The sequence below is a fragment of the Bacteroidia bacterium genome (assembly GCA_033391075.1).
In the GTDB taxonomy this organism is placed as follows: domain Bacteria; phylum Bacteroidota; class Bacteroidia; order J057; family J057; genus JAWPMV01.
On the sequence record JAWPMV010000001.1, the window covers coordinates 7,838,407 to 7,865,288 of the forward strand.

25 protein-coding genes are annotated in these 26,882 nt (G+C 42.7%); 14 read left to right on the top strand and 11 right to left on the bottom strand.

Annotated features, from left to right (window positions below):
* Positions 1–88 precede the first annotated feature (88 nt).
* From R8P61_31150 to R8P61_31160, 3 genes are all read right to left on the bottom strand, one after another.
* A complete protein-coding gene (locus R8P61_31150; GenBank protein ID MDW3651579.1) occupies positions 89–1,855 on the bottom strand; it encodes an ATP-binding protein in 1,767 nt (588 codons plus the stop codon).
* Positions 1,852–2,997: an FIST N-terminal domain-containing protein gene (locus R8P61_31155; protein MDW3651580.1), complete on the bottom strand. Its 1,146-nt coding sequence runs from the start codon at positions 2,995–2,997 to the stop codon at positions 1,852–1,854. The genes R8P61_31150 and R8P61_31155 overlap by 4 nt, the downstream gene beginning before the upstream one ends.
* A gap of 303 nt (positions 2,998–3,300) precedes the next feature.
* Positions 3,301–3,819 carry a DinB family protein gene (locus R8P61_31160; GenBank protein MDW3651581.1) on the bottom strand — a complete coding sequence of 173 codons (519 nt, stop codon included), beginning with the start codon at positions 3,817–3,819 and terminating at the stop codon, positions 3,301–3,303.
* A gap of 99 nt (positions 3,820–3,918) precedes the next feature.
* Between R8P61_31160 and R8P61_31165 the strand changes: the two genes are divergently transcribed.
* Together R8P61_31165 and R8P61_31170 are read left to right on the top strand one after the other, a co-directional pair.
* The gene (locus R8P61_31165; protein MDW3651582.1) at positions 3,919–5,313 is read left to right on the top strand and encodes an oligosaccharide flippase family protein; all 1,395 of its coding nucleotides are present in this window, start codon (positions 3,919–3,921) and stop codon (positions 5,311–5,313) included.
* A gap of 6 nt (positions 5,314–5,319) precedes the next feature.
* On the top strand, positions 5,320–6,441 hold the full coding sequence (locus tag R8P61_31170) for a glycosyltransferase (GenBank protein MDW3651583.1): 1,122 nt from the start codon (positions 5,320–5,322) through the stop codon (positions 6,439–6,441).
* 85 nt (positions 6,442–6,526) lie between these two features.
* Here the strand turns inward: R8P61_31170 and R8P61_31175 are convergent, their stop codons facing one another.
* Both R8P61_31175 and lysA read right to left on the bottom strand, forming a co-directional pair.
* Positions 6,527–6,985 carry a RidA family protein gene (locus R8P61_31175; GenBank protein ID MDW3651584.1) on the bottom strand — a complete coding sequence of 153 codons (459 nt, stop codon included), beginning with the start codon at positions 6,983–6,985 and terminating at the stop codon, positions 6,527–6,529.
* Positions 6,986–7,350: 365 nt separating this feature from the next.
* Positions 7,351–8,610 (bottom strand): diaminopimelate decarboxylase, encoded by a 1,260-nt coding sequence (gene lysA / locus R8P61_31180; GenBank protein MDW3651585.1) that lies wholly within the window; start codon positions 8,608–8,610, stop codon positions 7,351–7,353.
* Positions 8,611–8,944: 334 nt separating this feature from the next.
* On the opposite strand from lysA, the gene R8P61_31185 reads away from it, so the two are divergent.
* The 5 genes from R8P61_31185 to R8P61_31205 all read left to right on the top strand — a co-directional run bounded on the left by R8P61_31185 (position 8,945) and on the right by R8P61_31205 (position 13,907).
* Positions 8,945–10,732, top strand: coding sequence for an acyl-CoA dehydrogenase (locus R8P61_31185; GenBank protein MDW3651586.1), 1,788 nt, complete (start codon positions 8,945–8,947; stop codon positions 10,730–10,732).
* On the top strand, positions 10,729–11,280 hold the full coding sequence (locus R8P61_31190; GenBank protein MDW3651587.1) for an HDIG domain-containing protein: 552 nt from the start codon (positions 10,729–10,731) through the stop codon (positions 11,278–11,280). The genes R8P61_31185 and R8P61_31190 overlap by 4 nt, the downstream gene beginning before the upstream one ends.
* A 325-nt stretch (positions 11,281–11,605) precedes the next feature.
* Entirely contained in the window at positions 11,606–11,929 is a 324-nt protein-coding gene (locus R8P61_31195) for a YegP family protein (protein ID MDW3651588.1), read from the top strand.
* A 286-nt stretch (positions 11,930–12,215) separates the two neighbouring features.
* Positions 12,216–12,626, top strand: coding sequence for a DUF805 domain-containing protein (locus R8P61_31200; protein MDW3651589.1), 411 nt, complete (start codon positions 12,216–12,218; stop codon positions 12,624–12,626).
* Positions 12,627–12,755: 129 nt separating this feature from the next.
* On the top strand, positions 12,756–13,907 hold the full coding sequence (locus R8P61_31205; protein ID MDW3651590.1) for an aminotransferase class V-fold PLP-dependent enzyme: 1,152 nt from the start codon (positions 12,756–12,758) through the stop codon (positions 13,905–13,907).
* Positions 13,908–14,142: 235 nt separating this feature from the next.
* On the opposite strand, the gene R8P61_31210 is transcribed toward R8P61_31205, so the two are convergent.
* The 4 genes from R8P61_31210 to R8P61_31225 form a co-directional block, all read right to left on the bottom strand.
* Complete coding sequence (locus R8P61_31210) at positions 14,143–17,013, bottom strand: CHAT domain-containing tetratricopeptide repeat protein (protein ID MDW3651591.1); 2,871 nt, start codon at positions 17,011–17,013, stop codon at positions 14,143–14,145.
* A 62-nt stretch (positions 17,014–17,075) separates the two neighbouring features.
* Complete coding sequence (locus tag R8P61_31215; protein MDW3651592.1) at positions 17,076–17,963, bottom strand: T9SS type A sorting domain-containing protein; 888 nt, start codon at positions 17,961–17,963, stop codon at positions 17,076–17,078.
* Between the two features lie 157 nt (positions 17,964–18,120).
* A complete protein-coding gene (locus R8P61_31220) occupies positions 18,121–19,005 on the bottom strand; it encodes a T9SS type A sorting domain-containing protein (GenBank protein ID MDW3651593.1) in 885 nt (294 codons plus the stop codon).
* 165 nt (positions 19,006–19,170) lie between these two features.
* The gene (locus tag R8P61_31225; GenBank protein MDW3651594.1) at positions 19,171–19,959 is read right to left on the bottom strand and encodes a T9SS type A sorting domain-containing protein; all 789 of its coding nucleotides are present in this window, start codon (positions 19,957–19,959) and stop codon (positions 19,171–19,173) included.
* Positions 19,960–20,276: 317 nt separating this feature from the next.
* Here R8P61_31225 and R8P61_31230 point away from each other — a divergent pair, with 317 nt between their 5' ends.
* From R8P61_31230 to R8P61_31240, 3 genes are all read left to right on the top strand, one after another.
* Positions 20,277–20,843 carry a sigma-70 family RNA polymerase sigma factor gene (locus tag R8P61_31230; GenBank protein MDW3651595.1) on the top strand — a complete coding sequence of 189 codons (567 nt, stop codon included), beginning with the start codon at positions 20,277–20,279 and terminating at the stop codon, positions 20,841–20,843.
* Between the two features lie 22 nt (positions 20,844–20,865).
* Entirely contained in the window at positions 20,866–21,621 is a 756-nt protein-coding gene (locus R8P61_31235) for a hypothetical protein (protein ID MDW3651596.1), read from the top strand.
* A 197-nt stretch (positions 21,622–21,818) separates the two neighbouring features.
* Positions 21,819–22,316 carry an N-acetyltransferase family protein gene (locus R8P61_31240; GenBank protein MDW3651597.1) on the top strand — a complete coding sequence of 166 codons (498 nt, stop codon included), beginning with the start codon at positions 21,819–21,821 and terminating at the stop codon, positions 22,314–22,316.
* Here R8P61_31240 and R8P61_31245 read toward each other — a convergent pair.
* Both R8P61_31245 and R8P61_31250 read right to left on the bottom strand, forming a co-directional pair.
* A complete protein-coding gene (locus R8P61_31245) occupies positions 22,313–22,825 on the bottom strand; it encodes a GNAT family N-acetyltransferase (protein ID MDW3651598.1) in 513 nt (170 codons plus the stop codon). The two genes, R8P61_31240 and R8P61_31245, sit on opposite strands and share 4 nt — an antisense overlap.
* A 98-nt stretch (positions 22,826–22,923) precedes the next feature.
* A complete protein-coding gene (locus R8P61_31250) occupies positions 22,924–23,685 on the bottom strand; it encodes a nucleotidyltransferase domain-containing protein (protein ID MDW3651599.1) in 762 nt (253 codons plus the stop codon).
* A gap of 118 nt (positions 23,686–23,803) precedes the next feature.
* Here R8P61_31250 and R8P61_31255 point away from each other — a divergent pair, with 118 nt between their 5' ends.
* From R8P61_31255 to R8P61_31270, 4 genes are all read left to right on the top strand, one after another.
* Positions 23,804–24,142 carry a metalloregulator ArsR/SmtB family transcription factor gene (locus tag R8P61_31255; GenBank protein ID MDW3651600.1) on the top strand — a complete coding sequence of 113 codons (339 nt, stop codon included), beginning with the start codon at positions 23,804–23,806 and terminating at the stop codon, positions 24,140–24,142.
* Positions 24,143–24,188: 46 nt separating this feature from the next.
* Positions 24,189–24,725 (top strand): DUF6428 family protein, encoded by a 537-nt coding sequence (locus R8P61_31260; GenBank protein ID MDW3651601.1) that lies wholly within the window; start codon positions 24,189–24,191, stop codon positions 24,723–24,725.
* 9 nt (positions 24,726–24,734) lie between these two features.
* Complete coding sequence (locus tag R8P61_31265; protein MDW3651602.1) at positions 24,735–25,364, top strand: hypothetical protein; 630 nt, start codon at positions 24,735–24,737, stop codon at positions 25,362–25,364.
* A 105-nt stretch (positions 25,365–25,469) separates the two neighbouring features.
* Positions 25,470–26,876, top strand: a complete 1,407-nt coding sequence (locus tag R8P61_31270; protein MDW3651603.1) for an MATE family efflux transporter — start codon at positions 25,470–25,472, stop codon at positions 26,874–26,876.
* Positions 26,877–26,882: the final 6 nt, after the last annotated feature.

A 26,882-nucleotide genomic window follows, 5' to 3' on the forward strand; every position in this document is an offset into this window, starting at 1 on the left:
AAAAATAAAGACTGCCAAAAGGGAATTTTTTTCATAATACCCTTTTGGCAGTCCTGAAAATTATTAGTTTTCGGAGCTAAGTCTTTTTTTAGCAGGCTTTTGGTTCTTCTGCTTCCTCTTTTGCTCCTAATACATATTTTGCAATTTTTCTGTTGAGTTCCTCCGGTTTGAAAGGTTTGGATACAAAATCTGTCATCCCTACTTCTCGTACCCCGCTTTGTGTAGGTTGGAGAACTGAGGCCGTCAAAGCAATGATGGGAAGGTCTTGAAAGCGTTTATCTTTATAAGATCGAATTGTACGGGTTGCAGTGTAGCCATCCATGACAGGCATATGCAGGTCCATGAGGATAATGTCAAATTCCAGCTGTCGGACCAATTCTGTTGCGATCAGTCCATTCTCTGCCACCTCAACCTCAATTCCCCAGTGGCTGAGAAATTTCTTGGCCACCATTTGGTTGACTTTATTATCCTCGACCAATAGCACTTTTACCCCTTTCAGAGATTCTACCAAAGGAGCTGTGTCTGCGGATTCTTCCTTGAGCGATTGTCGTCTGCTTCTTTTGAGGGGCAAGGTAAAGTAAAACTTTGATCCTACGCCCAATTCACTTTCCAGTTTGATTTCACTTCCTTGCAGCTCAATCAGACGCTTCGTAATAGACAAACCCAGTCCAGTTCCTCCATATTTGCGGGTAATGGTCGAATTGGATTGCGTAAAGCTTTCAAAAACGCTCGTAATCTTGTCCTCCGGGATTCCAATTCCAGTATCTTCCACTTCGAAATCAATGAACATTTGCTCGTCCTTTTCTTCCCGCATGGCGATATCGACCGTAACTTTTCCTTTTTCCGTAAACTTGACCGCATTTCCAATCAGATTATTGAGGATTTGAGAAAGGCGGGTAGGATCTCCTACGACCACTTCCGGAAGGGCCGAATCAATATAAATCCGAAGACCTATTCCTTTGTCCCTGGCTTTCACCCCTAGCGCTTCCTTAATCGTATTTGCAACCGTTTTCAGGCTAAAGTCTATTTCTTCAAATTCAATTCTTCCTGCTTCTATCTTATTGAAATCAAGGATATCATTGATGAGTACAAGTAGATTTTCCCCGGAAAACTTGAGGACATTCAAATTGTCTAATTGATCCTGCCGGGGATTTTCCTGAATAAGGAGATTGGTAAGACCGATTACTGCATTCATCGGAGTACGAATCTCATGACTCATAGTGGAGAGGAAATTGGTTTTTGCAATAGCAGCGGCTTCTGCTTTCTCCTTGGCCTGAATCAGTTCTTCCTGAAACCTGACTCTAAGGGTAATATCCTTGATGATGGTGATAAAAATATCTCCGCTACTTCCTGACATTTTACTGATAGAAATCTCTGTCGGGAATATTTCTCCATCCTTCTTGAGGGCCAAGGACTCATCAGAAAAGCTGGCTTGCTTGCCTGAAATTATTTCACCTATAGCCAGGTGAAGTCCTTTTGCTTTTTCGTGACTCACATCGGGGAGAAGAAGTTGAATATTTTCTCCCTGCAATTCCGTTTCGATGAAGCCAAATATTTCCTGGGCTGCTGAATTGACAGACAGGATCTTTCCCTCAGAATCAAAAGTGAGTATCCCATCAACCACATTTTCCATAATTGCGGAAACATAGCCTTCGGCATCTTCTTTAATCTTTTGATTTAGCTCTGTGAGCTCTTGGGTAAGTGTAGCAACCGTATGGTCTTTTTTCCTGCGCTCTTCATCCTGCTCTTCATAGGCGCTACTGACGACTTCCAGGAGAGCTTCGAGGGGGAATTCCCCCTCTTTGGCTTTCCTTTTAAGTTTTTTTACTTGTCGTTCCAGCAACTTATGCATCATACTTTCTCAGTAATTGAAGTAATGGTCATTGTTTGGTTGTGTAATTGACAGTTTCCAACTTCGACGTGAGGAGAAATTTCACCATACGAATAGAAACCGATCTGCTTGGCGCCTCCCATGATATCCATGACAGATTCAACCTCATCTGCAGTTCTTTGGCCCAAAACCATTTTTCTTCCTACACAGCTAATCAAAATAGCCAGTGTATCACTCTCCATTTCTTCTTCTTCCTTATTCAAGGCAAATTTTGCTGCCTCCGAAGCTCCAGCTACCAGGCGGTCAAAGTTTGCCATCATGAGCTGAGCAGAATATCCTTCTGGCACATCTCCGGCAAAAGTCATGGATTGATCTTCTTCATTTACGGTGAGGATCGTGCGTACTGTTCCTACTTCTTCCTGTCCGGATGGACGGATCATAAGTGGAAAGAGGAGCGCACTTCCTGGCAATTCAGAAGCTTTATCTCCTAAATATCCTTTGTAAAGTTCCAATGCTGGTTTTCCGTCCAGTTCATATAAAACATTTGCTTCTGAACGCGTAATTTTTCTTTCGGGACCAAAAGCGTCCCATCCGCCTACAGAACCATGCCCTACCTGTACAGCTTCACCTTCAAAGCCGATAACTACAATTCGTCCCTGTTCAGGAGTTGCATTATAGGCTACCAGTGTTTTTTCAAATCTGCCTCCATCTCCGGCTAGTCCTCCTGTGATGATTACATCTGTACCAAGTATTTCTGTAAGTCCTTCTACCAATTCACTTCCATTTACAGATCCTCCATCAGAGATAACCAGGACAGATTTTAAATTATCAGCCTTAATTTCCTTTCCCAGAATTTTTCCAGCATCTAGAGAACCTTCTGTATCTCCTATCAGAATAGAAGCAGAATTTATCGTTGTTTTTTCAAACTCAATAGCAGTAGCTACGATCGAATCATCCAATACTTCATCTCCAATAATCTCTCCGGCAGTGGTGCAGCCAACTAAAGTGGCTTTCGGGTACATTTCCTGTAATTGTTGGAAGAACTCCTGTTCTTCAAGCAAGCTTGTACTTCCAAAAAATAGTACAAGTTGTGGGGTGATCTCTACGGCATCTTCATAGCTTTCCCATGAATCCCCGTCTTCCCAGATCAATTGATTAGTCTTCATATTTCTTATGTTACTGAGAATAAAAGGTCTTTATCCGACATAAATTTTGATTGTTTGTATAATTAATATTTTGTAATACTTTCTTCAAGGGAGAATGTATAGGCATCTAACAGAGAAATGGAGATGTAATAATTCAGGCTTTCTTCAAAGAAGAAGGCCTTCAATTGCACTCGATAATCCCTTTAATCAAGTTGAGATAAGGGGGGAGCTAAATGTTTTGTGGAAAGAATTCGCGATAAGAGGGCCTTTTTTGGGCTAAGGCCAAGAATATGTGTCACAGATCAAATATCCATGTCTGACTATCTATTCATTTTTAACTTCCAGATTTTGCCCATCATAATAGCCAGTTGAAATATCTTTCCTGGCTTTGACGAAATAGGTGATTTGGCCAATATGCCCTGAAAAGTGCTCAACAATATGGATGAGAATGGAGAGTCCGGTCTCCGAATAGCCCTGTACACTATAAGGCTTGATCAGGATTTCGGGCTTAGTCTGATCCAACACTTTTTCGGCATCTGTCTGTAATTGGTCTAATTTTGAAATGAGCTCAACAGTCGGAATTGGTCCCCTTTCGTCAAATTCCAATTGTCTCTGTCGAGTATCGGCTTCTTCTCCTATAGCACTGATGAGCCATTGACGGACATTGCCACATAAATGCAGAATGAGATTGCCTACACTATTGCTATTCTCATTGGGTCGGTACCAAATATCTTCATCAGATAATAAATCCAGACATTTCTTTGCCCTGGGGATGGACTCTTTGAATAAACGTCTTTTTACTTCTGCGATCATCAAGCTGTGTACCTGTTCCAAAGAATCCATATTTCTTCTATTTGCTAGGTGTATTATTTTCTCCCCTAAGTAAGAAATAATTTCGCAATCGGGGACTATCTTAGCAGGATCAAAACACTTTTTGCAAATATCAGCCTCATCGTTCTGCTCAATTTGCTGATCAAACCTATATGGGTATTGGTCGAAATGGAGATACAGGATGTAGTCGGGCATGAAGCATGGGGTATGTATGCGGCTCTTTTTGCCCTGGGATATTTGTTCCTGGTATTCGCTGATCTGGGGATCAATCCCTACACCACGCAGAAATTGGCTTCCCAACCGGAATTGATGAAGACCCATGCACCGGGCTTACTTTCCCTCAAGATCATCCTGATGTTTTTTTACCCCTTTCTCATGTTGGGAGTAGGTTTGATATTGGGGTATAGAGGAACAGAGCTTTATTTTCTGGCCATCATTTGCCTCATTCATGCAGGTAGTCAATTGATGAGTTTCTTTCGAGCAAACTTTCGCGCCTTGCAGAGATTTCAGATTGACGCCTATCTCTCTGTTTTTGATCGGATTTTTCTATTGCTGCTGGTTCCACTTCTCTTCTATACTGGCATGACGATAGATGGATTTATCTATATGCGGATATTGAGCGTTGGGGTAGGGGCTCTCTTGTTTTACATCTTATTGGTGAGGATGTATGGGAAAATAAAGGCCAGTTTTGATAAAAGTTTGCTAAGGAAGAGCCTGAAATCCAGTATGCCTTTCGCCCTCATGACCCTGCTTTACTCTGTCCACGATAAAGTAGATCAGGTAATGATCGAACGTATGGCTGGCCAATTGGAAACGGGACTCTATGCTGCGGCCTACCGATGGATAGATGCTTTTAGTATGTATCTCTGGATCGTACTTCCCATTTTCTTTGCCCGTTTCGCTTTTTATATAAAAGACAAAAAAGAGCAAGAAGCTTTATTGAGCTTTGGGCAGGCGATAGCCAGTTTGCCGATTATATTTATTTCGATCTTTGGCCTCTTTTATGGAGATAAATTGCTTTTTCTGTTCGACAATAGCAGTCCGGAAGAACTGGAAGTGATGCAAGCTTGTTTGCGCATTCTCTTTATGGCTCTATTGATCAATGGGAGCTTCACCATTTTCAGTACCCTGCTCACCTCCACAGGATATGTGAAATTTGTCAACCAGGTGATCCTAATCAGTATTCTCTTAAACATTGGACTCAATGCCTACTTTATTCCCCAATACGGAGCCATTGCCAGTGCATGGACTACATTACTCAGTTTTAGCCTGGCTAATATTGCCTATGTAGTATATGCGGGTATCCACTTGAATATCTATCTCCCGGTCCGTCAGTTTTTCTTATTGGTCTTTTTGGGAGGCGGCTTATATGGGCTCTTTTATGTATTGGGGGAAATGTCAGATAACTGGCTGCTCATTAGTTGTATCGCAGGAATCATGTATGGTGGTTTGGCTTTTGCACTAAAGTTGATATCTTTTGAGCAAATCCGATCTTTCAAAGTCTGATCTGTTTTGGCTGCACATATCTGTCATATAAGCGTACTGAATCCGGCTCTCCATCCTCGGATCTATTACAAATTGGCAAAGTCCCAACTCAAGATGGGCTACATGCTCAGTATTTATGCTCAGGATGCTGCCGAAGAAGCTTATGAGAAAGATGAAATCAATATTCATCCGGTAAAACCATTTCACAGACTAAGTTTTCAGCGATTTTTTTTTAGCATACTTCATTTCCGCAAACTCAAAAGATTGAGGGCAGATATCTATACCCTCCACAGTCCTCAGTTATTACTGCTGGGAGTTTTGCTGAAATGGACGACGGGAGCAAAGATCATTTACGATGTACATGAAGATTATGCCCTGACCATTCGACAGGTTTCTCATTATCCCGGTTTTTTGGGGAACTTACTGGCTTCCTGTGTTCGACTAATAGAACGATGGGCAGTCAAAAGAATTCATGCGGTGAGCTATGCGGAGGATTGTTATGATGATGTGTTGAAAGCGGGCTGGGAGAAGAAATTTTTCCTGAGAAATAAGTTCTACATGGGAGATAAGGAGGAACTTTCTGAAAAAAAATCAGCCTTTGATTCCTATATGCTCTATACGGGTACTTTTGCAGAGGATTGGGGCATTTTTCGCAGCATCGATCTTTGGGCGAAAATGAATGAGCATAAACCACTTTATTTCATCATGGCAGGGGTCAGTCCTCATAAGGAACTGATTGAAGAGATCAATAAACGAGTAGCCTATACTCCCTATGTGGATCGCTTCATCATGGTAGGGGGGAATGAATATGTTCCTTATGCAGAAATCCTGGACCTCATCCGCAACTGTAGATTTGGAACAGCCCTTTATTCCTTAAAACCTCATATCAAAGGCAAGATGCCCACCAAGTTTTATGAATACATGGTTTTTGATAAACCCCTGATCTATACCAAAGAAGAAAGCTGGGATGCTTTTAATTATGAAGAAAAACTAGGCTTACCATATAGTGGCGTTGAAAGTGGCCGCTACATCTGGCAGATGTTGGAAGCCTGGGAAAAACAGTCTTTCCAACACGAAGCAGAAAGCTACTCCTGGGAAGGAGAAGAATCTGAGTTGAAACGGATGTTGGAGTTTGTAGAGAGGGGATAAAGTTTGGGAGTTTTGTGGTGTTATAGTGCGATAGTTGAATAGTAAGCAAAATGAACTACAACACTAAAACACCACAACACACTCTTTACGCTATCTCAAAAATCGCCTCAATCTCTACCGCCGCTCCCAGTGGTAGGATCATACCCACCGCGCTTCTCGCACCCACGCCAATTTCAGGCCCGAATACTTCCCGCATGCATTCGCTATATCCGTTGATGACCAAATGATGCGATTCGAAGTCCATCGTACTATTGACCATGCCCAGGGTTTTGACCAGCTTTTTGACTCTGCTCAAATCACCGAGATTTTCTTTGAGGGTAGCAATCATAAGCAGAGCTACTATTTTGGCGTATTCCTGTCCTTGCTCAATGGTATATTCTCTTCCCAGTTTCCCTTTTATGACCTTGCCTTCGCTATCCAGAGAAACATGGCCAGATAAGTAGATCCTGTTTCCGGTGATAACGGCAGGTTGGTAGACAGCTCCGGGTTTGGGAGCTTCTGGTAGACTCAATCCGAGTTCTGTGAGTTTTTGTTCTGGAGTCATGGGGCGGTTTTTAACTTGGTTTCTTTTACTTTCTAAACTTAGGATGTTTGGGAGGCTTTTCCTATAATTTTTGAAGAGGAAAATGGGTTCTCTTTCCCCTTTTTTAGAAAAAGGGGGAAAAATCGCAGCGCCCAAAGCCAGCCGCACTTGCCGCCCCGACTCCCGATGGGCACTGCCGGACCATCGCGCTTTGATTTGTCGATAATCTATTGGCACGTGGGAGATGAAACGAGCACTTAGGGGACGGAATATGTGCCGGCCTTCTCTGCTCGTTTCGATTCTTTAGTCCTGAGGGGAACGAAGGATCAGCCAAACTTTTTTCTAAAAAAAGTTTGAACATCCCTCAAGAAAATTCAAAAATAAAATTAGAAGTCTATCTCCTTCTGCCCCTTTAGCAAATCATCAAAGGTCTCTCTTTCTCTGATGAGATGCGCTTTGCCTTCCCAGATCATTACCTCAGCAGGCCTTAGACGGGAATTGTAATTGGAGCTCATTGAAAAGCCATAAGCCCCTGCATTTTTGAGACAGATGATATCGCCTTCACGTACTTCATTGAGTTTGCGATCCCAACCGAAGGTATCCGTTTCACAGATGTATCCCACGACCGTATAGATGCGGGGAGTTCCTTCCGGATTGGAAATATTGAGCATCTGGTGATAGCCATCATACATCATCGGGCGGATGAAATGGTTTAATCCACTATCAACTCCGACAAAGACAGTAGAAGGCGTAGGCTTTATGACATTGGCGCGCATGAGGAAATAACCCGAATCGCTGACCATGTACTTACCCGGCTCAAACCATAGCTCTACTTCCTTGCCATAGTCACGGCTAAAGGCTGCATAGGATTTGCGAAGCTGTTCTCCTATAGAAAAGACATCTGTATGGGCATCATTTTCTTTATAGGCTACTTTAAAGCCACTCCCAAAGTCGATAAACTCCAGCCCCTCGAACTCATGTGCAATTTCAAACATGATCTCAGCGCTCTGGGTATAGCTGCGTGGATCGAGTATGTCTGATCCCGTATGTACATGGAGGCCAATCACACGAATATTCTCGGATTGGATCACCCGCTGCACATGCCGCCTTTGGTATACTGAAATCCCAAATTTAGAATCAATATGTCCCGTCTGAATCTTACTGTTTCCTCCCGCATAAATATGAGGATTGAAACGGATACAGCAGGGAACGCTATCTCCATAGGTATGTCCAAACTGCTCCAGGATAGAGATGTTGTCAATATTAATGACTACTCCTAATTCTACCGCTTGTTGGATCTCTTCAAAGGAAACACAATTGGGGGTGAAAATGATCTCTTTCGGATCAAATCCAGCTTTCAATCCTAGCTTTACTTCCTGAATAGATACGGTATCCAGGCCAGAACCCAGTTTCTTCAAAAGTTTCAGGACATTCAGGTTGCTGAGGGCTTTGGTAGGATATTTCACCTTACAGTTCAATCCTTCAAATGCCTTGACCATCTGTTTATACTGGTGCTCAATCTGAGCGCCATCATAAACATAAAGCGGGTGGCCGAACTGCTGTATAAGTTGCTCAAGGCCCACTCCCTGAATTTGGTACTGGTTGTTTTCCAGTTGAAGTCCGATTTCTTTTGTCAAAACTTCCATGGGTTATACATTAATTATAAGGAGGCGCAAGTTACAGGCTTTTTGGGGGAATTCTTGTATAAATGCTTGCATTTTTTATGGTGTTTGTGTGCTAGGGTGCCAGCCTGTTAGAGCTGGTGAATGATGCTGCCCTCCTCGCTAACACACAAATACCCTAGCACCCAAACACTTCTCCCCTTCCATTAACCCGTTTAATAAATTCTCTCAATCCACTTTTCGTCTTGATAAAGTCTGCTCATCCTCAGTATCTTGAAGCTATCCATTCATTTTTAATAGACAAATAATGCAAGCTCCCGCTCCAAGTACAGATGTTCTTGAGAAAAAATATGTCAGCATGGAAAACCTTCGATTCATTCTATTCGAAGTGTTCCAGGCAGAGAAACTGGCAGAAAATCCCTATTTCTCCGAGTATGATAAAGAATCCATCGAACTGATGGTGGCATCAGCCAAGCAGATTGCAGATACACATATGTTTCCCATTTTTCAGGAGATGGATCAGTTTGGTTCAAATCTGGAAGATGGTGTATTGAAAGTTCATCCCGGATTGAGAGCGATCATTGATGCGATGGGAGAAGGAGGCTGGATCGGTGCTCAGGCTCCAGCGGAAGTTGGGGGGATGCAAATGCCGAGTATGGTCTATATGGCTGCCGAGTTTATTTTCAATGCAGCGAATAATTCGGCTGTTGGATACTCAGGTTTGACAGCAGGAGCGGCTAAACTGATTTATTCTTTTGGTTCGCAAACGCTGATCGATACCTATGTAGATAGAATGTTGGGAGGCGAATGGCAGGGAACCATGGCCCTGACTGAACCTCAGGCAGGAAGTTCACTTTCTGATGTGATCACCAGTGCGACTCCTACGGAGGAAGGCCATTATATGATCGAAGGTCAGAAGATCTTTATCTCTTCCGGAGACCATGATGCGACCAATAATGTCATTCACCTTATGTTGGCCCGTATTCAGGGAGCTCCAGCGGGTACCAAAGGAATTTCTCTCTTTGTAGTGCCAAAATATCGTTTGGATGAAAGTGGCCAATTGGTGGACAATGATGTACAGACGGCTGCTGCGATTCATAAGATGGGGCAGAGTGGGTATTCCAATGTACAGTTGATGATGGGAGAGAAAGGGAATTGCAGAGGCTATCTGGTTGGCGAGCCTCACAGAGGGCTACGCTATATGTTCCAGATGATGAATGGAGCAAGACTTGGAGTAGGAATGAGTGCAACCGGAACAGCCAGTGGGGCTTATTATGCTTCTTTGAAATATGCCTACGAAAGGGCGCAGGGACGCCGTTTGAACAATCGTGATCTGAGCAAACCCCAGGACCTCATTGCACATCATCCGGATGTGAGAAGAATGCTTTTCCTACAAAAAGCTATAGTGGAAGGTTGTTTGAGTCTGGTCATGCAATGTGCGCAATACGCGGATATGATGAAGGTTACCGATGGAGATGAAAAGGAAAGAAATCATTTGCTCCTGGAAATCCTGATTGGTATTGCCAAAACTTATCCATCAGAAGCCGGCAATCGCTCAGTAAGTAATGGCCTTCAAGTATTGGGAGGATATGGCTATGTGAAAGATTTTCCCCTGGAGCAGTACTACCGGGATATGCGTATCATGGCGATCTATGAAGGTACGACCGGCATACAGTCTCAGGACCTGCTGGGAAGAAAGGTGATCCTGGGAGAAGGGCAGATGCTTAAACAACTGATGGTAGAAGTGCAAAAAACTATGAAGGAAGCTGCACAAATTTCTGCTTTGCAAGAGCATGTAGCTACTTTCGAAAATGTATTGAAAAGACTAAATGAAGTAACCCAACACCTGATAGGGATTGCGATGAAAGGAGATAAGGAAATCTTTCTTTCGGATGCCAATCTATATATGGAAGTATTTAGCAATGCGGTGATCGGATGGCAATGGTTGAAGCAAGGAATAGTTGCTGCTAAAGCCCTGGAGAATCCAGGTGAAGCAGTAGAGGATCAGGATTTCTACGAAAGTAAGCTTCATACGCTTGCCTTCTTCTTTGCTTATGAGTTGCCTCGCAATGAAGGCCTCATCAAAAGATTGATGGATCCCAGAATTTATACCGTATTGGGTACTGATAAAGATTTGCTCCGATGATCAGTCGCAAAGAAGCCCAGGATATTTTCGATGAACTCATAGAAAATCCCAGTCTCCGCCGTCATTGCCGGACGGTGGAACTGGTGATGGAAGCCTATGCTAAAAAACTGGGTGAGGATTCGGATAAATGGGCAATCACAGGTTTGCTGCATGACGCAGATTATGAAAAATACCCGGAGGAGCACCCCAAGATTATTGTAGCTAAACTTAGAGAAATGGGGGAAGAGGAAATTGCCTATGCGATCTCGGCGCATTATACCAAATGGGGCGTTTCATATGATCACTTACTAGATAAAGCGCTCCTGGCCTGCGATGAACTTACGGGTTTTATTGTGGCTTGTGCATTGGTTCGACCTACCAAGATCGAAGGGATGAAACCCAAGTCTGTTCGAAAGAAGCTCAAAGACAAAAAGTTTGCAGCCAAAGTAGAACGGGAGGAAATCAATGCCGGAGTAGAAATGCTGGGCGTAGAACTCAGCGAGCATATTGCATTTATTATAGCTGTACTGGAGGAGAATAAGGAGGAGCTAGGATTAATTGCAGAGTAGTATTGTAGTGTTGTGGTGTTTTAGTGTTGTAGTAGGATTGATTATCCAAATTCAACTACAACACTAAAACACCACAACACTTCCCTTTAAAAACTCGAACACCAGAACACCCGCGCACTTCCCATTTTCCTTCTTCTTTCAAAATTTCCGAAAAATGGATGTGACCTAAGAAGAAAAGTCTGTCTAAAGTATTGAATAGCAAAAAAATAGTGAAATATCTGACTGGATATTAGGGTGAGCAGGCTAATCGATAGGAAAAAAAAATATTTTTTGCTAAATAAAGCAGTCATCGGAAATTCGAACCTTTTAATATTTGCTTAGGACTATGTTTGAACTTTATCAAAGCGAGAAAAACGACAAGTACTACTTTCGTCTCAAAGCCAAAAACGGGCAAGTTATTTTGACTAGCCAGGGCTACGCCAGTAAATCTGGTGCCAAGAATGGAATTGAATCTATAAGAAAGAATTCAGGAGACGATGATCAATTTGAAAGAAAAGTGGCTTCTAATGGGAAGCACCATTTCAATTTGACCGCCAAAAACGGTGAGATCATCGGATCTAGTCAGATGTACGCATCTAAAGACGGCATGAATAACGGGATCAAATCTGTTGCAGCAAATGCTCCCGGAGCAGAAGTGAGAGAGGTATAGTCCGACTCGCACACACAGCAAAATAATAACCGACTTCTTTGGGAGTCGGTATTTTTTTTGCTCTATTTTTGCCTGGTTTTATACTAATTAGTTGTGTTAATGTAAAATTTGTGAAAATAATTTGACTTTTTAATTGAAATACCTATCTTTGTACAGCACAATCAATTCAAGCAATGAAAACACAAAGAATCTCTGTATGATGATATTGCTTCCTGTTCGGAATTGATGGATTTGTACAGAGATTCTCATTTAACCAACATCAACCAACCATAAAAGCACAAGACCCATGAATTATTATTTAATGGCCTTCAAGCGCTACGCAGATTTTAGTGGCCGTTCAAGACGAAAAGAATACTGGTATTTCGTCCTCTTCAATTTCCTTATCTATATCCTTCTCTTTGCCGCAGATATGGCAATTATCAGCAATAGTTCCTCAGCAGGATTAGGCATTTTTAGTGGCATTTATGCCCTGGCTACTCTTATTCCTTCTTTAGCTGTTGCAGTGAGAAGATTGCATGATATCGGGAGAAGTGGATGGAGCATTCTTTTTGGCCTGATTCCTTTGATCGGAGCTATACTCTTGCTTATCTGGTATACCACAGATAGCCAGGTAGGTAGCAATGCCTATGGACTCAATCCCAAAGACATAGGGGAGGACCAACTGATAGAACAAATTGGCGGAGCAAGGGCATATTGACTGAGCGAAGTGTCTGGCTGTTGCCTTGGACGGAACAGTCAACACTTATTTTCAATGTATTTCATCCGGGTGAAAGCCCGGATGATTTTTTTTAGGGGCTTTCCTATCTTGCTATTGTAAAATTGACCTATGCAAAATCAGAAAGCTCTCTTTAGCCTCGATCCGGAAGTCCATTACCTCAACTGTGCCTATATGTCTCCGATTATGAAATCGGTCGAACAAAAAGGAATAGAGGGATTGATTCGGAAAAGAAACCCCTATCACCTGGCCCCGGAAGACTTTTTTACTGAAGTGGCTGAAGCCAGGAACCTATTTGCTGAGATGATCAATTGTCGTCCCAGTCAGATTGCCCTTATTCCTTCTGCTTCCTATGGCTTAAGTGCTGCCATCTCCAATATTCCCGCTGAAAGGGGGAATCATGCCCTTACCCTGGATCAGGAATTCCCGAGTGATTTTTTTCCTCTACAACGCTGGTGCGACAAATATGATAAAGAACTTAAATCCATTCGTATCGATGCTCCAGCTGGAAAGCAGGGAGAGGCATGGAATAAGACCATCCTTGAGAGCATTAATGAAGATTCGGCCGTATTGGTCATGTCTTCTGTACATTGGATGAATGGGATTCGTTTTGATTTACAAGCGATAGGAGAGAAATGTAGGGCAAATAATTGCCTGCTAATAGTTGATGGAACCCAATCTTTCGGAGCCTTGCCTATAGATGTGCAGGAATGCAAGATTGATGCCCTGGTCTGTGCCAGCTACAAATGCATGATGGGGCCTTATTCTATTGGACTTGCTTATATGGGCGAAGCATTCAATGAGGGAATTCCTTTGGAAGAAAGCTGGATGAACCGAACCAATGCGATGAACTTCCGGGATCTCACAGATTATGAGGAGCATTATACAGAAGATGCAGGCCGTTATAATGTAGGCGAATTCAGCAATTTTATTTTGGTTCCCATGCTCATTGAAGCATTGAAACAATTGAAGGAATGGCGACCTGATCAGGTGCAAGCCTATTGCCGGGCACTCGTCCAAGCCCTGCTTGAGTATTGTGAAGGGATAGGGGTTCAGCTGGAGAAAGAGGAAAATCGCTCCGCGCATATTTTGGGATTGCAGCTTCCTGATTCCATTGATTCAGAAGAATTACTCAAACGCCTGAAAGCTCGAAAGATCATAGTATCTGTTAGAGGAAGCACCATTCGAGTTTCTCCCAGTGTCTATAACACTCCGGAAGATATTCAGGCACTCATAGACACCATCGAGTCTTGTCGTCAATAAACAGGCCTGCGAAAAAAGGAAAAGCGGTTTCGCCAGAAACCGCCTAACATGAACAATTATATATGTTCTGCTTACTTATACATTGTTGAGGACAACAAAAGAAAGCCGATCCTCCTCAGGAGGATCGGGTCTTGCTAATTGCTGTATATGTACATGAGATTCTTTGCAAATTTTTTGGGCTGTGCATGATCGTGTATGTTTTCTTTAATAAGACGCAAGCCCTCAACTTATCTCATCAACTCAGCTTAATTTTTTTATTTCTTAGGCTAAATACCCAATAAAGGAGCATCGCGGCCAATAAAAGTAGCAGCCACATGCCATAGGTTTTGAAAAAGGGATTCCAAACACTTATGTCCTGACCTGTCAAAACATAGGTTGACCAGAAATAGGGATGGGTCATATCGGGACTTGCGGAAGCCAAAAATTCCAGTTTTGCCGTCTTTAAGGCTCTGGAAGGTTTTTGTCCTTCTTTCAAAAATCTATAGAAAGATTCCGATATGGGAGCAGCAGCACGACCATCAGCTTTCCAAAGACTGGTCATGATACTTTTTGCGCCTGCCATTCTAAAAGCTCTGGCCAAGCTCATGACGCCTTCTCCTTTTTGAAGCTTTCCATAACCCGCTTCACAAGCAATAAGACTCACAATCCGGCTATCTAAAGAAAGAGAGTAAAGCTCATGCACATAGAGTTTCCCATCATCATCTTCCTGTTCTTTGCCAAAATCAAGATAGGCTTTTATCGGATCTTCTACATTTGCATTTCCGTGGACAGCCAGGTGAACGGCTTTGAAATTGTTGGCTTCGGACTTGAAGGTCTTTTCAGAAGCATCCTGATCCAGATAGGTTTTTCCTCCCAGCAATTTTCCAATTTCCTGAGCAGAAGCCTTATTGTGTTTGAGCTGCAAAAGGCCTTCATAATTTGGGGCGAAAGCAGCCAGATCTTGTAGGATTGGACCCTGTCTGTCAGCTTCTTTTTCTATGAGGGAAGCAGCGTGCAGGTATTGGATATGTTGACTTTTGAGTAAATATGGGAGTTTCCTGTAGGCCTGTGCGGGAATGCGGGAGCTAAGTGTTTGCTCCGGGTAGCTACTCAGCAAAACCTCAAATGGAACAAAGGCCAAAGGACCATCAGGAACGATATACCAACTATCATAGATGGCAGAATCGGGAAGGGGAAGCTTTAAAACCTGAAAGAGCTCATGTGCATTTTTACAAAAACCAAGTAATCCTTCCTGAGACATATCCGGTTTGCGGGTATGCGCAGCTGTTTGATCCAGGGCGAGCAAAATTTCATCACTAAGAGGGATGCTTTCAATGGAAATATCCGTCACATTCATTTGGAATCGATAGGCCATATTCTCTCCCCAGAAATATTCGATAAGTAGGCTACGTTCCGGTAAACTTTCTTTAATAAAAGCTGCATCGAGCCGCTTATCATTCAAGTTCTTTTTCCGGTAGCCCGGATATTTCCTGACGACTTCATCTGTCAATTCTTTCTGTTTAGCTTCGAGTTCCGCTATGAGTGTCGTCCATTTTCCTGCTTGTATAGAATCTTGTGCTGACTGTTGCTCAGTATTGGTCAGGCGATTTTTATAATATTCGATGTCCGCTTGCAGTCCATCGAGTTGCTGCTGAACAGAATCTGGTAAAGCTTCAAAAGTAATGGCTCTGGATTCCAGAATTTCTTCGATCAGCAAACGAGATTTTATGGCTTCGGCAAATGAAAAAGCATCCCAAAGATAGCTTTGATCCCGGCTGAGCTTATATAATTCTGTGCTGATCTCTATTCCCAGTTCCACCAAAGAACGGGAGCCCTCGCTCAACTTCAACTTACTTTCCTCGCTTTCCTGAATCGCCTCAATTTCCGGGATCAGATCTATGCCCCTTTCGATATGTCTGTGTGCCAATTCAAGCAGAGATTGCTCCTGAGATGACTGGTAGAGGGTAAATAAACTGAAGGCCTTCAATTCCATCAGTTTGATCATATCCCGGGGAATCTTGATGGCTGTTTTATCCGGAAGGATTTTCCAATCACTACTATCCGGCAAATTTCTACTCAATACACTCACACTTTGTTGAAATGATCCTAGACTTTCCTCCCATAAATTTTGTGCTGCCTGAATTTCTCCTATCCGTTTATACCCTCTGGCAATATCGATCATCAAAGATTTTGCATTCTTCTGCTGCAGCCTGATTTTCTGAGCTTCTTTCAAATGAAAGAGGGCTTTTTCCGGATCAGCCGTTTTGAAGTACATTTCTCCCAGCAATTCTTCTCCCACTTGTTTGTAGGCATTCCCTGCACCTGTTTCGATGGAATTTCCTTTCTGGATAAAGAAAACACAGCTATCATATTTCCCCATGCCCAAATAGGAATTTGCTATCCCATAGTATGAGCGGGCAATTCCGAGAGGGCTGGCGAAACTCAGGCATTTGCGGAAAGCAGAAAGAGAGGACTGCCAGTTTTCTTCCCGGTTTTGTATCCATCCCAGGGCGAGGAAGAGGTTTTGGGCAGAACGATCTGAGATAGAAGCTTCGTTCATGAGAAGTGCTTCGGCTTTTTCATAAAATTCTATCGCTTTCAGGTAATCTCCACCTCTATCGTAGGTGGTAGCTATTTCATAAAGCGAGAGAAAAATAGCTTCGGGATTTCGCTCTTTTTTGTTTTGGTGAATGTCCAGGAGTTCCCGGTAGATTGCCAGGGTTTCCTTGAACTTTCCTTTCTCCCGTAGAAAAAAGGCCAGATTATAATAAGGATCCGTGTATTGGAGGTGATCTTTGTCTAGGCTTTTTTGGGTAACTTCTATTCCTCTTCGGGCATAGGCTTCTCCTTCTTCATAGTTTCCCAGCACCATGTGGATTTGACTTAGGGCATTATGGGAACCTGTATAGCCATTCATGAGCTCATAGTGTTTGAAGAACGGGATCATCTCTTCAAAATGGGCTATGGCTAATAGAGGCTTGCTACGCACCAATACAAAAGCAGTATCATAGCATGAAATTACTGCATCCTTACTAAGGGTATCGCCATTGACTTGTGCTTTTGCGCCAAAGGGTAGTAGTAATGCCAGCAGGATTGCCCAGCTAGTATGTGTAGTTTTCTTGACCATGTTTATGCATATAAGCCCTTATTGAGAAATCTCAATAAGGGCTGAAAATAAAGCTTTATCTCTTAGTATTTCACAATTTTCTTGTTGAATACTTCGCTTCCATTGCTCACGCGTATCAAATAAAATCCGGGACTGAGTGCTTTAGTATTTATAGAACCCAACCACTTATCTGCTCCTGTGAATTTGCTTTGATACTCCAGCTTCAATTTTTCTCCATTCAAATTGTAGACTTCTACCGAAGGCTTGATTCCCTGATTTCCTGGAATGCTTAATTCCACATAGTCTGTGAAAGGATTGGGAGAGGCGTCAAAAGAATCCGATCGATCGATTCCCGTTCTGCTATGGCTAGCTCCTCCCTGGGATGCTGCACCTGGACTAGTATTAGTACATAGTTCAACCGTATAACTTCCCCAGGCTTCTCTTTGAAATCCGTCCCAATGAGGCATAGGATTTGTGAAAATATCCCTTACGAAAAGCTCTAAATTTATCACCATGAGATTTGCTTGAGGATACCCCAAAGGGAGTCCTGTGCTAAAATTAAATGGGATTTCCAGTGTATAGGCATCTATTTGGTTCAGATCAGCCACTTGATAGGTAGCTGAATGCGTCAGGCCTCCGCTTACATAGGGATGGTCTATACTAACTTCTACTCGAATAGCTAGCAGATCTTCAATGGGATCACTCGGTCTATAGGTAATTATTTCATTAAAAATTACCTGATTCGGCATTCCTTTAATGTATAGCACCGGTTGGCAGCCAACATTAGGATCTTTGGGGTTTTTGGGATTTCTGTCAAATTGCTGAGGAGAAGTGTGGGCCCCGTTCCCGGTTCCATGACCATTATCTGTAACGATGATTATCGTCTGAGGAGTTTGGGCATAGAGAGAATTGATCGAAAAGGACAAGAAGACTGCAAAAAAGCAGAGGGTAACATGTGTTATTGTTTTCATGTCATGAGATTAAGTAGCGAACAAAATAAAAATTCAAGTGTATTACAGCCCCTTTATCGTCAAAAGGCCTGCAATAAGCGTAAGCAGAAATTTAGCTTCCTTGTGCTTAATACGATAGGACGTATGAAAGCAAAAAATCTAAACAGAAAAATGAAATTTATTTTTTCAGCAACTTGATTACTTCTGGATCATCGTCAGAAAGCAATTGTATGAGATACATGCCCGGGGGTAAATCTTGGGTAGAGAATGAGCCAATCCATTGACCGTCTCCCATAAACTTAAGGCTTGTTTGCATAGGAAGCTGACGGCCTTGCATATCCATAAGTTTGATTTTTGGTTCTTTACTTTCCGGGGCAGTTATCCGCAATTCGAGGTAGTCCTGAAAGGGATTGGGGAAAGCCTGAAAGCTATCTGAAATATCTTGAGAAATAGAGCTTCTATGATTACCGGCTCCCGGACAAGCATGATGTTGGCCTTGTCTGCAAATCCGGGTGTTGTAGACACCTGCGGATTTAAATTCGAATGTACCAGATGGGAGATTACTCAGGCCTGTGGGGCGAGTGGAGATTTCAATTTGAATTTGCATCCTTCTTCTAATTCTCCTTCTCCTGCGAAGTTCTACCCTAAAGCTGAGCGGGATTTCTATATACTCGGTATTCAAGCCTTTTACTACATTAAGATCCGTTCGGTTAAATACTTCGGTGTAGGTAAAACCTCTGGGAATATTTCGGTGCTGAATCTCTAGCTTTATCTCAATTTGAGAAATAGAAGATACAGGATCGGTTGGGGTATACTGGATAAGGTCATTAAAATCAAGCTGAAACCTCCTGCGCCTATCGGTAGGAATCAATTCCTGACAGGGAGGATTAGTCAAAGCTTCATCAAAAGGCTCAAGTTCATAATCTTCAAACATTTCCCCTTCATTTCCTCGCCCATTATCAGAAGCAATAATAATGGTACGGGGCATTTGGGCAAAGAGAAAGACGGGACTACAAAAGAGGAATAAAAAGAGAACTCTGAGATAGCTTTTTGATATCAACATCAGATACAGATTTATCAGGGGTTTCGAATAAAAAATACCTTAAAAGATAGCTTTTTTTACGCTTGTAAGCAGTTTTTTAGTCCGAACGCGCATTACTTCTGCATCAGAGGTCGAAAAAATCCACATACCCTTTCGGGCATGTGGATCGAGCTCATTGTGTATCGCTTATTCTATGACAAGTCTTTGGCTAAATGTCCTTTCCGAAGTTCTGACATGGAGCAAATAAATGCCGCTGGGAAGTTGTGCTGTAGGAACAGATGAAATCCAGGTATTATTTCCACTGTATTTACTGGTTGGGGAAATAGATTGTGCTTTTCCGGATAGGTCGAAGAGAGTAATCTCGGGCATCTGATCCCCATCTGCAGGAATCTGAAGACTCAGGTAATCCTTTACAGGATTTGGAAATGCAAGGAACTCCATTTCTTGTGCTTCTTCGATCCCTTCCCGAAATCCAATGCCCGATTTTATGCTTTTCAAGCAAATTCTTGCAGGATAAAAGCCAAAGGATCGAAAATCAAAATTGGAGCCATCAACAGCAGGAGTCAAGCCATCGTCGAGTGTAGCGATCTCCAGATAGATATCGAGAGTCGATTCTATGAAATAGAAAGGAAGAATTTCTACCACAAGTTGTAAGGGAATCTCGAGGTATCCATTTGGGTTCACCACCAGGTCCGAAAGTCGGTAAACATGCTCGGCATTATAAGGAACACTTAGCATAGGATCATCTATGCTGACTTTTACCCTTACATAATTTAAAGAGGAAATCGATGAACCTGGCGTATAATATATGATATCATTCACCGTCAGGTCCAGGTTGCGACCGTTTCCATTTCGGCTTAGTGGCTGGCAGGGAACTTCAACTTCCAAATCGTCAAAGGGTTCCGCCTCGTAAACAAAGTTTACTTCTTCATCACCAGTACCATGTCCATTGTCAGACACAATAATAATGGTCATGGGTTGTTGCCCAAACACAGCAGAGCATGTACATCCTAGAATAATGAATGCAAATAGTAGTTGAAAGCAAGTCTTACAAAGATTCATTCTTAAAGTATTAAGCAGAAAACAATAAAAGTTCATGAAAACAGAGTAGCAGTGAATTTTTTTTCCAAATTTCGAATAATGAGTAGCTTCGCATATTGGGAAAAGGAGGAAAACCCTATTGCTCCATTTTTCTCTATCAGACGCAAAGGGGGACTTTATCTCAACAGAAATTCAATTTTTTTTTCCATTTTTAATGTTGGATGAAATTTAAAACAGGCAAATAGCGGAACATGCTTCCATCGGATCAGGACATCATTGACGGTATCAGACAAGGGGGGACGGCCCGCCAAAGACTCGCATCCCAGATTTATAAACAATTTATGGGCTATGTCTATAAAGGTCAGCAACGCTACAAGTTGAACCTGGAAGAGGCGCTGGATGCCTATGCAGATGCTATAACGGGAGTTTGCCGTCATATTGAAGCCGGGAAATTTCGAGGAGAAAGCAAGCTCTCTACTTATCTTTTTAAATCTTTTTCCAACAGATGTGTTGATAAACTCAGAAGGCGCGCGTCTAATGCAAATGTAGAATGGGAAGACCTGACACCGACGATGCCGGACAAGGCTAAAACCATGATACAGGAGCTTGTCGTAAAAGAAGATACGCAAAGACTATTGTCCCTAATGGATGAATTGGGAGAAAACTGCAAAAAGATTCTCGTCGATTCTGAATATTACGGATTCAATATGGAAGAGATCGCAGAGCGTATTGGATTTAAAAATGCTGCCAGTGTATCCAGTATGAAATACAGATGCCTGGATAAATTGAAGAAACTGATCGGCAAGCGGAATAGCTAAGAGAAACACAGCAAAAGATATTATGGCCAAAAAAGACATTTATACTCCTGATCCTGAGCGTATACAATTGTATCTGTCTGGAAATATGTCAAAAGCCGATCAAGTGGCCTTTGAAAATGAGATAGATACGACTCCTCAACTGAGGGATGCTGTTCAGGAAGCTGCCCTTGCCAAATGGACCATACATGCCTATGCCAATCAGGAGGAGATGAAAGCACTGAATGAGCTCTACGAGGATAATGCGCAGAAAGCGAAGCTGATAAACTTGATGCATTATCGCTGGATGGCTGTAGCTGCGGCTATAGCACTTTTGCTGGTAGCTTACTTCATCTTTAAACCTGCTCCCGTCAAAAATATGGAGCAAATCATCGCTTCTTATTATGAGGTACCGGCTTCTCCTGATATCATGGCCATTGATACAGAAGAAGCTTTGAGAAAGGCAGATAAGGCTTATGGTGATCAGGACTGGCAAACAGCTATTGATGCCTATGAGCAGATTCATGAAGACTCTATTTCCAGTTTTCAGATTTCCCGTATAGCATTTTTTAAGGGGATCAGCCAAATGGAATTAGGGAAATGGGAACAGGCTGAAAATTCCTTATCAACTGCAAATCAACATCCAGAGCAAAGTCAATGGTATTTGGCTTTACTTGCTCTGAAAAAAGGAGATCGGGAGAAAGCCAAAGAACGTCTCTCCGCCATCAGTTCCAATGCTGATCATTACTTTGCTTCACAGGCAAATTCCTTATTGGAAGAGCTTGAGGCTCTGAAAGAATAATATCTCTAACATCTATTACATAGAAACCCGGCTTTTCAGTCGGGTTTTTTATTGATATACCTGCCTGGCTTTTGGCTCTATCTATTTCTAAATAAGATGGAATTATCCCTCAGAACATAAACCTCCATTTTTACCCGGACTGAAAGGAAGCGAGAGGAAATTATTATCCTTTACTTTGCTAAAGAAATTAAGGCTAAATGAAGATCCAACTCAGAAAAATGACCGCTACAGACTGGCCCAGGGTAAAAGACATTTACCAAAAAGGCCTGGATTTGGGCTATGCTTCTTTTGAAACGGAGGCGCCTGCCTGGGAAAAATGGGATGCAACACATCTGACTGATTGTCGATATGTAGCAGAAACTTCCGAGGGGATATTGGGTTGGATTGCGTTGAGTAAGGTATCAGCCCGTGAAGTTTATAAAGGAGTTGCTGAGGTCAGTATCTATATCGATCCGGCGCAATCGGGTAGGGGATTAGGAAAGAAGTTGATGGAGAAAGTGATAGAAGAAAGTGAAAAGCGAGGCTTCTGGACCTTGCAATCTGGTATCTTCCCTCAGAATACGGCCAGCATTCACCTACACGAAAAAATGGGCTTTAGAAAAATCGGCTACAGAGAAAAAGTCGCCAAAAGAGTGGGCATCTGGCAAGACAATGTACTTATGGAAAGGAGGAGTAAGAAAGTGGGTTTGGATTAAGGCTTACTTCTTAAATCCTTGGTCAGGTATAAAACGAGCCCATCATCTACTTCTATTTTTGTATGGTAAACGGCTGGCTTTCCATGATAAAACAGTCCCTTTCCATCCGGAACATAGCCTCGCCGGACATACATGACCTGAGCTGCTCCATAATCCGGAGGCATTCCCACACCAATTCCCGCAAAATCTGATATGAGACTCATTCGCCTTTCTGCCTCATCCATCATTGCACTCGCGATTCCTTTCCGATGAAATTTTTGTAGAACATTCAAATCAACGATCTCCGGGATTCCTTGCGATTTGAAAAATGTATAACCTGAAATCCATTGGATGGTCAAATAGCCCGCAAATTCTCCCTCCCATTCTGCTAGAATGATATCTCTTTCGCCCTTTTCTTGAAATTGGAAATATCGTTCGTATTGGCTGGCTGGTTTTTTCCATCCTTGTGCGTTAAAGGCTTGTTCGATAGGCAATGCATCCCCTTCGCTAAGGGCTCTCAAATGGATCATGGAAATAGGTATTGGGTCGAAAGAAAAAATCGACAGAGTTTGTATCTAAGGGAAGAGGTTTTTGATTCCTCCATTGCTTCTTCTTTGTTTTTATATCATCAGGCAAGGTTCAAATTTCCCCTGAAAATCCATTCCCGAGGCCTTGGTCCGCCCAGTCGATCCTCGATATGACTGATAAGTGCAAGCAGGCTTTTCTCTTCATCTCTTCTACAGCTAGCCTCAATGGCTTCTGCCAGGATTCGTCCAAATTCCGGATCATCTTTGCTTAGGAAAGGGATAAGTCGCTTTTTCTTTTGGGGAAATTGTTGTTTTAGCTGAAAATGGAGCTTAATGCAATCCTCAATGATTCCTGCAGCAACGAGCCGAGCTCCCAGCATATCCCCATTATCCAGACAGTCCCAATAGTCTTTTCGCTGATCGTCCAAGCCATACTTGGCCAATTCTCTTTGCACATCTGTGATGGGTTCCGCCTTTTTCTTCAGTCTTGCCCTTGCCTCATTCACCAGTTCGGCTATGACGGGATCTCGCTCCAGGCGACATTCACCATGAGCCATGATATGAGCAGTATGAGGTTTATCTCCTTCTTGTCTAAAATAGGCACGTATTTGCTCGGGGGGATTGTGGAAATACTCAATCTCGACTCCTCCAATCCAGGTATTGCCTCTTTCCCTAAAGTCAATCCCTTCCTTTAGTATCACATATACATCTATGTCAGAATGCTTGTCCAGTCTACCGTGTGCATAAGATCCACTGGCGATGATCCCGATCACTTCCGGATTTTCACTTACTTGATCTATGTAGGTTTTGAGGGCTTTGTCGAAAATTTGTTTTCGCTCTCCCTCCCGACTAGTGTGCTGCATTTGTCTGTCTGTTTGCGTGTAATTTATACTCCTGAACGATAGGAAAGGTTGAGAAAATGAAAAAAAATTGAAACTTAATTCTATTTAATCGTATATTTACGATATATAATGAATTGCAATGGCGATCAATAAAAAACATAGTTTCGAAAGTAGGCAGATTGAGTTGGCAGATTTCGCAAAAGCATTGGCGCATCCTGCCCGCATAGCCATCATTGAAGTATTGATAAAAAGGCAGAGTTGTATATGCGGAGAGATTGTAGAAGAACTGCCTTTATCCCAATCAACGGTTTCCCAGCACCTGAAAGAATTGAAGAAAGTCGGTTTGATTACTGGCGAGATTGAAGGGGTACGGACCTGTTATTGCCTGGACCTGACGGTTTTTGATCAGTTCATTGGACTCTTCCAACACCTCAAAGGAGAGATCGATACCTATAAAGAGAAAATTAATTGTTGTTAAATTTTGCGGCGAATTATATTGCCGCAGCGAAATCATATATACACCTATGAATTGGCAAAGTTTTAAAGATAGCCTATCTGCTCATCCGGAAGCTCCTCTTCAGTTTGAATATGCTTCGGAGCAGTATGTTAGTCCTGCTTATCACATTACCGAAATCAAGCAGGCCCAAATCACCTCTGTAGATTGTGGAGGGAAAATGAATGCGTGGAACGAAGTTGTCGTACAACTTTGGGTTCCCGAAGGCAAGGCTGAAGAAGTACCTATGTCTTCAGCTAAGGCACTCAAGATCATTGATCTGGTAGAGAAAAGTTTACAAATCCACCCGGATGCACCGGTGAAGATTGAATATGGGGACGCTGCTTTCCCCACACGCCAAATGTTGATAGAAGAAATAGGAACCCAGGATGGAGAAGTACGGGTAAGCCTGGTTGCTGATAAAACTCAGTGCAAAGCCAATGATAGAGGAGGGGAGTGCGGTCCTAAGAAAACAGAAAAGCCTAAAGTCGTATTACAAAGCCTGGGGAGTAGCCTGAGTGTCGCCAATGAAGGCGATTGCTGCACTCCCGAGTCGGGCTGTTGTTAATTTATTCCTATGAAACAGCATCTCTTTCCTCCTCTGCTCGAGTTTATGAATGATCGGGCGAAAGAATTTGATCAAATAAGTGCTGAGCGTAAGGTCCTTTTGGGCCAGCTCAGCACTTATCTTTCGACTAAATACCAAAAAGCTGAGACTCCAAAGCTCATTGTTATCTGTACCCATAATTCCAGGAGGAGCCATATGGGGCAAATCTGGCTGTCGGTCGCAGCAGAATATCTTACTTTACCCCATTTAGAATCATATTCAGGAGGAACGGAGGCCACCGCTTTTAACCATCGATCTGTAGCTGCTTTGCAGAAAAGTGGATTGGAGATCCGTACAGAAAATGCCGATAGCAAGAACCCTGTGTATCAGCTAAGTTGGAAAGCAGATATGGATGCTTATCGGGCCTTTTCCAAGAAATTTTCGGATCCTCCAAATCCTGAGCAAGCTTTTGCAGCCATTATGGTATGTACGGAAGCTGATGAAGCCTGCCCTTTTGTTCCGGGCGCTGAATTTCGACTTGCGCTGCCTTTTGTGGATCCGAAAGCTTTCGATGATACTGATTTGGAAGCGGAAAAGTATGAAGAACGGTCCCGGCAAATAGCTCGGGAAATACTTTTTGCACTAAAAGAGGCATCTTAATTTTAGTTTCCCCGTAAGACCCCTTGTACCCACCTCTCATCTGCGCGGCTTTTTGTTTCAAAAAGCTCATGTCTAACGCGTACCTTTGCGCACCTATACACATTTATGTCGGAACCTAAATCTAGCTTTATTAAAGTTTTTGATCTTATTGTTGACGCAATAAGGGGAACAGATGAGGACCTAACCAAAATCAGCATTAATCGTGCGATTATTTTGTTGGCCATTCCCATGGTCATCGAAATGATGATGGAAGGAATCTTTGCTGTGGTGGATGCATTTTTTGTTTCCCGAATCAGTGAAGAAGCCGTAGCAACTGTTGGAATTACGGAAAACGTAATGTCCATCATTTATTCCATTGCCATTGGTGTGAGTATCGCTGCTACTGCCATGGTAGCTCGCCGAACAGGAGAAGGAGATAAAAAAGCAGCAGCGAATACAGCTGCTCAGGCAATTCTACTGGCTGTGGGTTTGGCCGTTTTGATCGGTATTTTTGGAACCATCTTCTCTGAAGATATCCTTCGTCTGATGGGGGCCGAAGACAAAGTCGTCCAACAGGGAGTGGGTTATACCCGCATTATGTTTGGAGGAAATGTGGTCATCATTCTCCTTTTTCTCTTAAATGGGATTTTTCGGGGAATAGGAAATGCAAACATTGCCTTACGAAGTCTGATTGTTTCGAATGGGCTCAACATCATTCTTGACCCTTGTCTGATATTCGGCCTGGGTCCCTTTCCTGAAATGGGAATCGAGGGAGCTGCAATTGCCACCAATATCGGTCGAGGAACCGGAGTTTTATTTCAGCTCTACATCCTCTTCAATGGGAGCGCCATCATCAAATTGCTGGCTTCTGATTTTAAGGTGCAATTGAGCATCATCGGCCGAATGGTGAAAGTAGGAGCTGGTGGAGCCGGACAATACATGATCTCTTCTGCCAGTTGGATTTTTCTGATGATGATTATCACAGATTTCGGAACGCAGGTGGTTGCAGGATATGTAATCGCTATACGGGTGATTATTTTCGCCATACTTCCTGCCTGGGGAATGTCCAATGCCGCAGCTACGCTGGTGGGTCAGAATTTAGGTGCGGGGCAACCCGATCGGGCAGAAAAATCTGTTTGGATAACCGCCATGTATGCCTCCGGACTCTTATTGGTAATATCTTTTATTTTCTTCTTTTTCGCTCCGGAGATCGTTGATTTTTTTGAAGGGGGAGAATTGGCGAAACAAACCGCAGTGGACTGCCTCAAGATTGTTTCCCTGGGCTATTTCATCTTTGGCTTTGGCATGGTCATGTCTCAATCGCTCAATGGAAGTGGAGATACAAAAACTCCTACCTGGATCAATTTCTTTTGTTTTTGGCTCTTGCAGGCTCCATTGGCCTACTATACAGCCATTTATCTGGGATGGGGCGTAACTTTTATCTATTGGTCTGTCTTTTTCTCTTATGTGGTATATGCCATCATATTCGCCATCATTTTCAAGAGAGGAAAATGGAAAGCAATCCAGATCTAGAAAAGC